Annotated in this window: 13 protein-coding genes; 2 read left to right on the forward strand and 11 right to left on the reverse strand. The window is 38.3% G+C overall.

Going from position 1 to position 11,919, the window contains the following annotated elements:
• Nucleotides 1-366: 366 nt before the first annotated feature.
• The 4 genes from nrdF to nrdH are packed head-to-tail and all read right to left on the reverse strand — an operon-like array spanning nt 367 to nt 4,156.
• Entirely contained in the window at nt 367-1,335 is a 969-nt protein-coding gene (gene nrdF, locus ACYUCW_RS12960) for a class 1b ribonucleoside-diphosphate reductase subunit beta (protein WP_004247427.1), read from the reverse strand.
• A 25-nt stretch (nt 1,336-1,360) separates the two neighbouring features.
• Complete coding sequence (gene nrdE, locus ACYUCW_RS12965; RefSeq protein ID WP_460408753.1) at nt 1,361-3,487, reverse strand: class 1b ribonucleoside-diphosphate reductase subunit alpha; 2,127 nt, start codon at nt 3,485-3,487, stop codon at nt 1,361-1,363.
• Between the two features lie 28 nt (nt 3,488-3,515).
• Nucleotides 3,516-3,920 (reverse strand): class Ib ribonucleoside-diphosphate reductase assembly flavoprotein NrdI, encoded by a 405-nt coding sequence (gene nrdI, locus ACYUCW_RS12970; protein ID WP_004246072.1) that lies wholly within the window; start codon nt 3,918-3,920, stop codon nt 3,516-3,518.
• 11 nt (nt 3,921-3,931) lie between these two features.
• Nucleotides 3,932-4,156 carry a glutaredoxin-like protein NrdH gene (nrdH, locus tag ACYUCW_RS12975; RefSeq protein WP_004246071.1) on the reverse strand — a complete coding sequence of 75 codons (225 nt, stop codon included), beginning with the start codon at nt 4,154-4,156 and terminating at the stop codon, nt 3,932-3,934.
• A gap of 281 nt (nt 4,157-4,437) precedes the next feature.
• On the opposite strand from nrdH, the gene ACYUCW_RS12980 reads away from it, so the two are divergent.
• Both ACYUCW_RS12980 and cspE read left to right on the forward strand, forming a co-directional pair.
• Complete coding sequence (locus tag ACYUCW_RS12980; RefSeq protein ID WP_004246069.1) at nt 4,438-4,911, forward strand: methylated-DNA--[protein]-cysteine S-methyltransferase; 474 nt, start codon at nt 4,438-4,440, stop codon at nt 4,909-4,911.
• 197 nt (nt 4,912-5,108) lie between these two features.
• Nucleotides 5,109-5,318 (forward strand): transcription antiterminator/RNA stability regulator CspE, encoded by a 210-nt coding sequence (gene cspE, locus ACYUCW_RS12985; RefSeq protein ID WP_004246068.1) that lies wholly within the window; start codon nt 5,109-5,111, stop codon nt 5,316-5,318.
• Nucleotides 5,319-5,577: 259 nt separating this feature from the next.
• On the opposite strand, the gene crcB is transcribed toward cspE, so the two are convergent.
• The 7 genes from crcB to mrdB form a co-directional block, all read right to left on the reverse strand.
• A complete protein-coding gene (crcB, locus tag ACYUCW_RS12990) occupies nt 5,578-5,952 on the reverse strand; it encodes a fluoride efflux transporter CrcB (RefSeq protein ID WP_004246058.1) in 375 nt (124 codons plus the stop codon).
• A gap of 15 nt (nt 5,953-5,967) precedes the next feature.
• Entirely contained in the window at nt 5,968-6,933 is a 966-nt protein-coding gene (gene lipA / locus ACYUCW_RS12995) for a lipoyl synthase (protein ID WP_004246057.1), read from the reverse strand.
• Nucleotides 6,934-7,034: 101 nt separating this feature from the next.
• Nucleotides 7,035-7,679 (reverse strand): lipoyl(octanoyl) transferase LipB, encoded by a 645-nt coding sequence (gene lipB, locus ACYUCW_RS13000; RefSeq protein ID WP_004246056.1) that lies wholly within the window; start codon nt 7,677-7,679, stop codon nt 7,035-7,037.
• Between the two features lie 357 nt (nt 7,680-8,036).
• Nucleotides 8,037-8,300 (reverse strand): DUF493 family protein YbeD, encoded by a 264-nt coding sequence (ybeD, locus tag ACYUCW_RS13005; RefSeq protein WP_026090527.1) that lies wholly within the window; start codon nt 8,298-8,300, stop codon nt 8,037-8,039.
• A gap of 198 nt (nt 8,301-8,498) precedes the next feature.
• Nucleotides 8,499-9,710: a D-alanyl-D-alanine carboxypeptidase DacA gene (dacA, locus tag ACYUCW_RS13010; protein ID WP_004246054.1), complete on the reverse strand. Its 1,212-nt coding sequence runs from the start codon at nt 9,708-9,710 to the stop codon at nt 8,499-8,501.
• Between the two features lie 126 nt (nt 9,711-9,836).
• Nucleotides 9,837-10,796, reverse strand: a complete 960-nt coding sequence (gene rlpA / locus ACYUCW_RS13015; RefSeq protein WP_099434314.1) for an endolytic peptidoglycan transglycosylase RlpA — start codon at nt 10,794-10,796, stop codon at nt 9,837-9,839.
• Between the two features lie 10 nt (nt 10,797-10,806).
• Complete coding sequence (gene mrdB, locus ACYUCW_RS13020; RefSeq protein WP_004246052.1) at nt 10,807-11,919, reverse strand: peptidoglycan glycosyltransferase MrdB; 1,113 nt, start codon at nt 11,917-11,919, stop codon at nt 10,807-10,809.

Consider the following 11,919-nt stretch of genomic DNA (forward strand, 5'->3'; position numbering starts at 1 on the left):
AACTGTATGAAATAACATTATTTTTATTCAGATGTTAATTTTAATTATCATCACAATAGAAATAACAACAAAATAAAAAAATGTAAAAAGATACTAATAAAATAAAAATAGAAAAAAATGCATTAACATTAAAAAATCTTATGTTTTTTGAGGGGTGATCTTAAGTTATCGATAACTAGTCATAAAAATCATTCGTAAAAAATTGATAATTCTGGTTAATGGGACGGTAAAAATTACACAATCAGGTTGTTTTTCAAGCAAATAAAAAGGCACTAAAAAATAAGTTTTATTTTTCAGTGCATTATATTAATCGATTAATTCATAATTAATATGAATGTATTCTGTTTTTTTACTGTAGAGGGTTAGCTAGAAATCCCAGTCATCATCTTCGGTATTGATCGTTTTACCAATAACATAAGAAGAGCCTGAGCCAGAAAAGAAATCATGATTTTCATTTGCATCTGGCGATAGTGATGAAAGTATTGCTGGACTAACATTAGTTATTTCATCTGGAAATAGTGCTTCATAACCTAAATTCATCAGCGCTTTATTCGCATTATAATGAAGGAATTTTTTTACATCTTCTGTCCAACCGACAGAGTCGTAGAGATCTTCTGTATATTTAACTTCATTATCATATAAATCTAATAATAATGAGAAAGCAAAGTCTTTAATATCTTGTTTCTCTAATGATGATTTATTTAATAACTGATTTTGGAATTTATAGCCAATATAATAACCATGCACAGCTTCGTCACGAATAATTAAACGAATTAAGTCGGCTGTATTGGTTAATTTCCCTCGACTTGACCAATACATTGGTAAATAAAATCCAGAATAGAATAAAAAAGACTCTAAAAATACACTGGCAATTTTTTTCTTTAATGGATCACTATCTTGATAATAACGCAGAATAATATCTGATTTCTTTTGCAAATAGGTATTTTCTTCACTCCAACGATAAGCATCATCAACATCTGTTGTTAAGCAGAGTGTCGAAAATATCGAGCTATAAGAGCGAGCATGTACCGCTTCCATAAAACAGATATTCGATAATACCGCCTCTTCATGAGGAGTCTGAGCATCAGGCATTAAGGTTGGTGCCCCGACCGTATTTTGTATCGTATCGAGCAGTGTAAGCCCTGTAAATACACGGATAGTCAACTGTTTTTCAGCTTGGGTTAAGGTATTCCATGAAGGTATATCATTAGAAAGTGGAATTTTTTCGGGTAACCAAAAATTCATGGTTAAACGGTTCCAAACTTCTAAATCTTTTTCGTCTTCAATACGATTCCAATTTATCGCATTAACACGACTTAAATAAGATGCAGACATAGTAACACTTTCCTTATCATTATTATTAAAGGGCGCATGAAACACAGCCTTTTATTTCTGTGCCGGCTAATGCTGTTTGTCTAATACGAATGTAATACAAGGTCTTTATACCTTTACGCCATGCATAAATTTGTGCTTTATTAACATCCCTTGTGGTTGCTTCATCAGAAAAGAATAATGTTAGCGACAATCCTTGGTCGATATGTTGTGATGCTTGGGCATAGGTATCGATAATTTTTTCTGCGCCAATTTCATAAGCATCTTGATAAAAATGACGGTTTTCATTGGTCATAAAAGGGGCGGGGTAATAAACCCGACCGATTTTACCTTCTTTTCTTATTTCAATCGGTGCCACAATGGGGTGAATACTCGATGTAGAGTGATTGATATAAGAGATTGATCCTGTTGGTGGTATTGCTTGTAAGTTTTGATTATAAATACCGTGAGTCATAATCGAGAGCTTAAGTTTTTGCCAATCTTCTTGGGTTGGAATATGAATATTGGATTGGCTAAATAGCTGGTGGACTTTTTGGGTTTTAGGTAACCACTGTTTTGATAAATATTTATCAAAATACTCCCCAGTGGCATATTTTGACTGTTCAAACCCTTTAAAGCGCTGTTTAGTCTCTATCGCTAATTGGTTAGAGGCTAAAAGGGCATAGTATGTTACGGTATAGAAATAGATATTGGTAAAATCAAGTCCTTCTTCTGAACCATAATAAATCCCTTCACGGGCTAAATAACCATGTAAGTTCATTTGCCCTAAGCCAATGGCATGAGATGCTTGGTTGCCTTTTTCAATAGAAGGTACTGATTCTATTTTAGTCATTTGTGCCACACTCGTCAGTGCTCTGATGGCAACATTTACGGTATGCGCAAAATCTGGTGAGTCCATCGCCATGGCGATATTCATTGATCCGAGATTACAGCTAATATCATGACCAATTTGTCGATAACTTAAATCAGGATTGTATTCACTGGCACTATTTACTTGTAAGATTTCTGAGCATAAATTGCTCATATTAATTCGGCCCGCAATCGGATTTGCGCGATTGACGGTATCTTCAAACATAATATAGGGATAACCTGATTCAAATTGAATTTCAGCTAAAGTTTGAAAAAATGCCCGTGCTTTAATTTTTTTCTTACGTATCTCTGCATTGTTGACCATTTCAGTATATTTTTCGCTAATACTGATTTCTGACATAGGAACGCCATATACTCGTTCTACATCATAAGGTGAAAATAGATACATATCTTCGTTGCGTTTAGCTAATTCAAAGGTAATGTCGGGAATAACGACACCTAATGAAAGCGTCTTAATACGTATTTTTTCATCAGCATTTTCTCGTTTTGTATCTAGAAAATGATAGATATCAGGATGATGAGCATGGAGATAAACCGCTCCAGCACCTTGTCTTGCGCCTAATTGATTGGCATATGAGAAGGCATCTTCAAGCATTTTCATTACCGGTACTACGCCAGACGATTGGTTTTCAATGTGTTTTATGGGGGCTCCTGCTTCTCGTAAATTAGTCAGTAAGAAAGCAACACCTCCGCCACGTTTCGACAATTGCAACGCAGAATTGACTGCTCGGCCAATGGACTCCATGTTGTCTTCGATACGTAATAAAAAACAAGAGACCAATTCGCCACGCTGTTTTTTTCCACAATTTAAGAAAGTAGGGGTTGCAGGCTGGAAACGGCCACTAATTATCTCATCGACAAGGTGAGTGGCGAGTTTGGTATTCCCCTGTGCTAGGGTTAAGGCAACCATACAAACACGATCTTCATAGCGTTCGAGATAACGCTCACCATCAAAGGTTTTTAAGGTGTAACTGGTGTAGTATTTAAATGCACCTAGGAACGATTGAAAGCGAAATTTTTTGCTATAGGCATGCTTAAAAAGCTGTTTGATAAACGGGAAATCATACTGCTCTAATACTTGTGCTTCGTAGTAGTGTTGTTGCACCAGAAAATCGAGCTTTTCTTTTAGATCATGAAAAAACACCGTATTTTGATTAACGTGTTGACGAAAAAAATGGTGGGTGGCTAATTTGTCTTTATCAAACTGGATATTGCCTTGCTCATCATAGAGATTGAGCATGGCATTTAAGGCGTGATAATCGAGTTGTTCTATAGAGTGGGTCATATTTTTTATCTCATTCACTTTTCAGTCATTATTTGCTAGCTGACCAAAATGTGCTTAATCCGGTTTTTACACGTTTAACATCTTCAGGCGTACCAAGTAACTCAAAACGATAGAGAAAAGGGACTTGGCATTTTTGTGCAATAATGTCACCTGCTAAGCCGTAAGCAGAGCCAAAATTGGTATTTCCTGAAGCAATAACACCGCGTATTAATTGGCGATTTTCAGGAATATTTAAAAACTGGATCACCGCTTTAGGCACTGCGCCTTTAACGCCACCGCCACCATAAGTTGGGCAGAGCAACACAAAAGGTTGTGTGGCTTGTAGTGGTTCATCCTCTTTTATCCTTGTCGCTTGTAGATTAAGTTTTTGTACGAAGCGGTGACAATTTTCTGAGCGACTAGAGAAATAAATTAAAGGGGCAGTCGATTGCATAAGTTGCTCCTTTAGCGCGCTATTTGACGAATTTTATCTGGGCAGAAGCCAGACCAATGTTCGTCACCATTAACGACAACTGGTACTTGGCGATATCCCATAGAAACTATTTTTGCTAATGCTTGAGTGTCTTGGGTGAGATCAACCGCAGTGAAAGGAATTTTTTGTTGTTGTAATGCGCGCTCGGTTGCACTGCATTGAACACAATTTGGTTTGGTATAGAGGATCACAGACATAGAATAACCCTTATAAAAATGTGAATGTGTCTGCTCACAGTCACAATGAAAAGTGCTTAAATACTATATATAGGTTTATTCTTTTTCAACCACACTAGATATGGTGTTTTTTATTTTTGATAATGATTATTATTAAAATTAAGCAGTTAGCAGATTTATTTTATTTTCTTATCGCTCATTTGAGCAATTTTTATTAGGTATAGTAGAAAATTAGATGATTGATTTACTTACAAAGCATGTTTTAATCTTGATGATACAGACAAATCAATAGAGAACACATTATGTACCAAGATTATCTCAATACGCCGAAAGGTTTTCCAAAGCCTTATATATCCATTACCGCAGATGATGATGGCATCACCAGCCTTAACTTTGTTAGTGAAAAAGAGGCGTTAGTTAATTCAAATGCCATAATTGACCTGTGTATAAAACAGTTAAAAGAGTATTTTTCGGGTAAACGAACCCTATTTTCAGTGCCACTAGCGCCAAAAGGAACCGAATTTCAAATACGCGTTTGGCAGACTTTACAGTCTATTCCTTATGGTGAAATTTGGAGTTATAAAAAGTTGGCACTTACATTAGGTTCCGTCAACTATTGCAGAGCGGTAGGAATGGCAAATTCACGTAATCCAATCTCGTTAATTATTCCTTGCCATCGCGTCATTGGTCATAATGGTAAGTTAGTAGGCTATACTGGGGGACTTGATATCAAACGTTGGCTATTACACTATGAAAAAGTGGATATTGACGAATAGTTCATATTGTAAGTATTAAGCACTATTTCTTAAGTGATTAATGGCTTAAGTTATGGGATTTGTCTGAATAATAATCGTTTAACAGAAAAAAAATACGCGTTTCGTGATCTAGACTGTGGACAGCGAATCATCATTTTTGTTTTACTATAGCCAACGCAAAACGCTTGCGTTTATTTTCTATTTTAAAGGTAAACTTGATGTCTAAATTAAAAGGTAACGTTAAGTGGTTTAACGAAACTAAAGGTTTTGGTTTTATCACTCCAGAAGATGGCAGTAAAGATGTGTTCGTCCACTTTTCCGCTATTGTTTCAGAAGGTTTTAAAACACTTGCTGAAGGTCAAAAGGTAGAGTTTGAAGTTACTGACGGCGCGAAAGGGCCATCTGCTGCAAACGTTGTCGCTATCTAATTAACGACTTCTCCAAAAGTAAAAAACGTTTTTGAAATGACCCCCAATAGTTGGACAACCAATTATTGGGGGTCTTTTTATGTCAAATACAGGGGGGATTTAAACATCATCATTGCCAATCAATGGTCAGCGGGTGAAGCATTTCAGACACTTTCTGAACAGTATTTATTAAAATAAATTAAAACTATTTTACTAAAAGCTGACTATCTTGTTCTGCCTTCTTTTTAGCCTGCTGAAAACGAAGAAGTAACTAAAGAGACTACATTTCACGGAGTAGCCAGAATGCGAATGCCGTCATCAGAAACGAGCCCGCTAAGTTTGCCCCCATGGTGCCTAATGCCCAGCCTATTCGTCCTTCATTAAATAAGGCGACCACCTCAACAGAAAAAGTAGAAAAGGTGGTTAAGCCACCACAAAAACCTGTGGTAAGCATGATTTTCCAAATAGGGTCAATATTGGGAGCTTTACTAAACCAAGCAATGCCAAAGGCGATAATAAAGGCACCAATACAGTTAGCGACCAAGGTCCCCGTTGCAAAATGGGGAAAAAGAGAATTAAGGCGGTAGCTAATTAGCCAGCGTAGTACGCTACCTAAACCACCGCCGATAAATACAGCTATTGCAATGTTAAGCATAAGAGAGATTAATCGTTATTTAACCTCAATCCCTTGAGCTTGAAGATCAGCATGATAAGACGAACGAACAAATGGTCCACAAGCGGCGTGGGTAAAGCCCATCGCTAATGCTTGCTCTTTCATATATTCAAACTCGTCAGGACTGACGTAGCGTTGAACAGGAAGATGGTGACGACTGGGTTGTAAATATTGCCCTAATGTCAGCATCGTTACACCATGTTTACGCAGATCGCGCATCACGTCAATAATTTCTTCATTTGTTTCACCTAAACCGACCATTAACCCCGATTTAGTTGGAATATTTGGGTGGGCTTGTTTAAAGCGTTCTAGTAACGTTAGAGACCATTGATAGTTCGCACCAGGACGCACTTGACGATAAACACGAGGTACGTTTTCTAAATTGTGGTTAAAGACGTCTGGTGGTGTGTCAGTGAGGATCTCTAATGCTTTATCCATACGACCACGGAAATCAGGGACTAAAGTTTCGATGCGAATATTAGGATTTTTTTCACGGATAGCGGTAATACAATCGGCAAAATGTTGTGCACCACCATCGCGTAGGTCATCGCGATCTACTGAGGTGATAACAACATAACGTAATCCCATATCTTTTATCGTTTGGGCTAATTTAATTGGCTCTTGGGGATCGGGTGCGTTAGGACGACCATGGGCAACGTCGCAAAATGGGCAACGACGCGTACAGATTGCCCCTAAGATCATAAAGGTTGCGGTACCGTGGTTAAAACATTCTGCAAGATTAGGGCATGAAGCCTCTTCACAAACAGAATGCAGGCCATTTTTACGCATGGCCGCTTTAATACCTTGAATTTTACTTGAATCTGCGGGCAACTTTATTTTCATCCACTCAGGTTTGCGTAGCAGTTCTTCACGTTCTGTAACGATTGTTTTAACAGGAATAAGTGCCATTTTATCGGCGTCACGATATTTTACGCCGCGTTCCATCTGAATAGGTTTACTCATAATTGTGCCAGTTCCAGTTATCTAGGGTGATTAACACGATGTGACTGAGGTAATCAGGGTTTTAAAAAAAAATGATAAATGTTAAAAAAATTATAGCATTTTTATTGCTGTGGTTGGAATCCCAGTTGTGTACAAAAATGGTTGATTAATAATGATGCCACTTGTTCCGATGTTGCATTAGGCGCCAAATCAACCAGTTGTGTCATTTTTAGATCAGGATAACCACAAGGATTTATTCGCGTAAAAGGAGATAAGTCCATATCAACATTAAGTGCTAGACCGTGAAAAGAGCAACCTTTGCGTATACGTAATCCCAAAGAGCAAATTTTATCACCATTAACATACACGCCCGGTGCATCTGCACGAGCATATGCGTCTACATTAAATTCTGCGAGTGTGTTGATCACAGTATTCTCTAAAACAGTGACTAATTGGCGAACGCCAATATGGTTACGTTTTAGATCAAGCAAAACATACATCACTTGTTGGCCAGGGCCGTGGTAGGTCACTTGTCCACCTCGGTCAGATTGGATCACCGGTATAGAGCCTGTGTTTAAAAGGTGTTCTGCTTTACCCGCTTGACCTTGGGTAAAAACCTGTTCATGTTGAACCAGCCATATTTCATCAGGTGTATGACTTTCCCGTTTTTCCGTAAACTGATGCATAGAATCAGAAACCGGTAAATAGGGTTTCATACCCAATTGGCGAATAATGATTGTTTTATCTTGCACCGTGAAAATCTTCATTTGTAGCGTAATTGTGAAAGGCAGTATAACGCTCCAACAAATGAACTACCAGAATGAGATGAGATTATTGCTTCAGTTTGTGTTTGATAAAGGAATATTGATAAAAAAACGACGTAGTGAGAAGGGGGATAGATGTGATTAACCAAGAAGAGCTTAATTGGCGATTAACCCCAATTAGGCTTTTATTTTAGTGAGACTTGCTAAAACTAGGTGACAAATCAATAACGAAATAATAAGAATTAATATAAGAAGTAAGGTGAAAGAGAAAGAGAAAGATAAAGAGAAGATACTGCGTAATATTGCTTCTTAAGTACGTCTAATGCCCCCTAATAGGGTAAGGGGGCAAATAGAAAAAAATTATAACACCATGCGAACAAGCTCTAATTCACCTAACTCTTTATAGAGGGTTTCTACTTGTTCAATATGCGTTGCGTTGATAGTCACAGAGACTGAGTGATAGTTACCTTTGCTACTTGGTTTTACTGAAGGTGTATAATCACCGGGTGCATGACGCTGGATCACTTCAACGACTTGGTCAACTAATTCAGGTTTAGCATGTCCCATGACTTTGTAAGTAAATGAGCAAGGGAACTCTAATAGTTCGTTTAATTTTGTTTTCATCATAATGTAATCCTTAAGACAACAGGCGATGTTGTTTTAATAATCTCTTTTACACCTCATCAGCACAAATAAAAAGCGCATTCCTCCTATAATGAGGAATGCGATACTGATAGTTAGGGTAAATATAGAATGGGTAAATGTGTTTATTCCAATATCGATATAATCTTTATATATGGACACATTTATCCTTTTCAAGCCTTAACCAAACCAACGTGAAAATAATAATTTGATGTAATCAATCAAGCGGCTGAAAATGCCACCTTCTTTCACTTCATTCATAACAACAAGTGGACGTTGTTCAATGACTTGCCCATCAAGTTGGAAATTAATGGTGCCAACCACTTGGTTTTTACTGACTGGCGCATGTAATTCAACATTATCTAATACATAACTGGCCTTTAGATCTTTGAGTCGGCCACGGGGGATCGTGAGATAAACATCTTTATCAACCCCTAATTGCACTTTATCAGTATCACCATACCAGATAGGTTCAGCAGCAAATTCTTTACCCACTTGCAGTGGTTTTACCGTTTCAAAGAAGCGAAAACCCCAGGTAAGTAGTTTTTTACTTTCAGCATCACGGCCTTTAGATGAGTGTCCACCCATCACGGCAGAAATCAAGCGCATATTTCCTTCTGTTGCAGAGGCAACAAGATTATAACCCGCAGCTTCAGTATGACCCGTTTTAATACCATCAACATTGAGGCTAGTATCCCAAAGTAAACCATTACGGTTAGTTTGACGGATATTATTGTAGGTAAACTCTTTTTCTTTATAAATGGCATATTCTTCTGGAACATCACGAATTAATGCGGCGCCAATCAATGCCATATCTCGTGCACTACTGTATTGCCCAGGTGCATCTAAACCATGTACAGTTTGAAATTGTGTGTTTTGTAAACCTAGACGCTTAACATAGTCATTCATCATAGTGACAAAGGTATCTTGGCTTCCCGCAACATAAGAGGCCATTGCTACACAGGCATCATTACCTGATTGTAGATTGATACCGCGTGTTAATTGTGAAACGGTGACTTTATCACCGGGTTTTAAAAACATTAATGATGAGCCGCGAAATACAGGGTTGCCCGTTGCCCATGCTTCTTCACCAATAGGAACAATATCGTTGTTTGATATTTTTCCTGCACGAATGGCTTGACCTATAACATAACTGGTCATCATTTTGGTTAAACTGGCTGGATCACGACGGACATCTGCGTTTTTTTCCGCGAGGACTTTCCCAGAATTATAGTCGATAAGAATATAGGATTCGGCTTCGATATTAGGAACAGCGGGTATCATTGTTTTTAATGTGTCATCAGCAATAGCATGATGGCTAATAGCTAATAAAATAAAGGTTGCACTAAATAGACGTGTTCTTAGTAATTTCACTGGGCGTGTCTGTTTCATTCTGTTTGTCTGTTCCGGAAATTCAGGGAAAATAAATAAAAGTTGATAAGAAAAATATCAGCAAACTCAGGTGATTCTATGCCTGAATTTGCTTTTAGAAAAAGAGTTTTTACGAATTATTACCCTTTATTGGCTAACAATAAACCCATCGATATTTTTACTTTGTTTCAAAGCACTTTTTATTGTTTCGGCTTGCGTTTTTGATGAGTAGGGGCCTAATTGCACTTTATGTAGTCCATCAGTTGTATTAATGACACCTTGGGTATTTAAAGCATTGGTTAATTCAGATAACCATGTTTGTGCATTAGTTTGATTACTTAAAGCACCTACTTGTACATAGTAGCCTTGCGCTATTGCGCTAGATGAAGATACTGGCTGTGGAGCTGGAGCTGGAGCTGGAGCTGGAGCTGGAGCTGGAGCTGGTTGAGTCACTGTTATGGGAGACGGTGCTGTTACAGAGGGTTGGGGAGCCATTGTCGATGGCTGAGTATTAAAGTTAGGACGCTCAGGTAATGTAGTGGCTCTTTTCTCTATTTGTGCACCTTGAGTACCAATACCACTTATTTGGCCATTTTGATCAACGACAATACCTTCAATTTGAATAGGGGTTGTTGGCATTAACTGCAAACTGTTATAAACAGCAGGTGTAACCTGTATTTGTTTGCCTTCAACGTAAGGGCCACGATCGTTAATTCGCACAATCATTGTGCGTCCATTGATTAAGTTTGTTATTTTCGCATAACTTGGAATAGGCAATGTTGGGTGTGCCGCAGCAAACTCATAAGGGTTGACTCGTTCACCTATGGTTGTTAAGCGACTCATTGCTAAGCTGTCGTAAACAATCGCTTGTCCTCGTTCACTAAAGTTCGCCGGATCTTTGACTATGCGATAAATTACCCCATTTTTACGATAATCTTGATTCGCAGTCGGGTGATAAGGCTCATAACGAGGCTCTATACCTAATACGGGTTGTGTAGGTACATTTGGCAACCTTGTGGTTGGCTGATTATTATTCACAGGTTTATCAGCAACACATCCTGCAAGTAGCAATGCACTGACACCCATCAAAACCCATTGCAAACGCATAGAAACCTCATTATAAACTTTTTGATAATAGTTTTCGGTGTGTATGAATTGACATAACAATGCCAAATCCTGCCATTAGTACAATTAATGCCGATCCCCCATAGCTTACCAGTGGTAATGGCACGCCGACTACTGGGAGGATCCCACTCACCATACCAATATTGACGAAAACATAAACAAAGAAGATCAGCATTAATCCACCAATCATGACTCTGCCAAATGTATTTTGTGCTTTTGTCGCGAGATAAAGACCTCGAGCAATTAAGAGTATATAGAGCGTTAGTAGGATTAAAACACCAATCAGTCCTAATTCTTCTGCGAGTACGGCAAAAATAAAGTCGGTATGGCGCTCTGGTAAAAACTCAAGTTGAGACTGAGTCCCTTGTAACCAACCTTTGCCATGTAATCCACCAGAACCGATAGCAATTTTAGATTGGATAATGTGATATCCGGCTCCTAAGGGGTCAATTTCAGGATCAAGTAACATCATGACCCGTGTTCGTTGGTAATCATGCATCAAGAAAAACCAGAGTATCGGAATAAATCCAGCAATTAATAGTGTTGCGACAGTAATCAAACGCCAACTCATACCGGCAAGGAAGATAACAAAAATTCCTGAAGCAGCAATTAAAATAGAGGTACCCAAATCAGGTTGTGCTGCCACTAAAAGGGTGGGAACGAAGATCAACACTAAGGCTATTGCTGTGTTACGTAATGTTGGCGGGCAAACATCACGGTTCATAAAGCGAGCGACCATTAGAGGAACGGCAATTTTGGCAATTTCAGAAGGCTGAAAACGTATGATACCTAAATCAAGCCAGCGTTGTGCACCTTTACTAATTTGCCCAAAGACATCAACAAAAATAAGTAATACAACACAAAATACGTAAAGGTGAGGAGCCCAGTTTTCATACACCCGTGGAGGGATCTGCGCCATGATAATCATAACGATAAAACCCGTAGCAATTTGTCCCAGCTTGCGTTCCATCATATCGGGATCTTGCCCACTTGCTGTCCACATAATAAATGCGCTATAGCATAATAAGGCAATAATACAGAGCATAAAGAATGGATCGATATGTAAACGCGTCCAGAGTGATTTTTTCTTGTTATTTTCTGTCAT

It is taken from the genome of Proteus sp. MB838 (assembly GCF_054767435.1).

What these genes read in the sequence shown, in the direction of transcription:
- cspE (WP_004246068.1), top strand. Translation starts at nt 5,109, where the DNA reads ATGTCTAAATTAAAAGGTAACGTTAAGTGGTTTAACGAAACTAAAGGT.
- lipB (WP_004246056.1), bottom strand. Translation starts at nt 7,679, where the DNA reads ATGAAGATTTTCACGGTGCAAGATAAAACAATCATTATTCGCCAATTG.
- mrdB (WP_004246052.1), bottom strand. Translation starts at nt 11,919, where the DNA reads ATGACAGAAAATAACAAGAAAAAATCACTCTGGACGCGTTTACATATC.
- nrdI (WP_004246072.1), bottom strand. Translation starts at nt 3,920, where the DNA reads ATGCAATCGACTGCCCCTTTAATTTATTTCTCTAGTCGCTCAGAAAAT.
- nrdH (WP_004246071.1), bottom strand. Translation starts at nt 4,156, where the DNA reads ATGTCTGTGATCCTCTATACCAAACCAAATTGTGTTCAATGCAGTGCA.
- ACYUCW_RS12980 (WP_004246069.1), top strand. Translation starts at nt 4,438, where the DNA reads ATGTACCAAGATTATCTCAATACGCCGAAAGGTTTTCCAAAGCCTTAT.
- nrdF (WP_004247427.1), bottom strand. Translation starts at nt 1,335, where the DNA reads ATGTCTGCATCTTATTTAAGTCGTGTTAATGCGATAAATTGGAATCGT.
- rlpA (WP_099434314.1), bottom strand. Translation starts at nt 10,796, where the DNA reads ATGCGTTTGCAATGGGTTTTGATGGGTGTCAGTGCATTGCTACTTGCA.
- nrdE (WP_460408753.1), bottom strand. Translation starts at nt 3,487, where the DNA reads ATGACCCACTCTATAGAACAACTCGATTATCACGCCTTAAATGCCATG.
- dacA (WP_004246054.1), bottom strand. Translation starts at nt 9,710, where the DNA reads ATGAAACAGACACGCCCAGTGAAATTACTAAGAACACGTCTATTTAGT.
- crcB (WP_004246058.1), bottom strand. Translation starts at nt 5,952, where the DNA reads ATGCTTAACATTGCAATAGCTGTATTTATCGGCGGTGGTTTAGGTAGC.
- ybeD (WP_026090527.1), bottom strand. Translation starts at nt 8,300, where the DNA reads ATGAAAACAAAATTAAACGAACTATTAGAGTTCCCTTGCTCATTTACT.
- lipA (WP_004246057.1), bottom strand. Translation starts at nt 6,933, where the DNA reads ATGAGTAAACCTATTCAGATGGAACGCGGCGTAAAATATCGTGACGCC.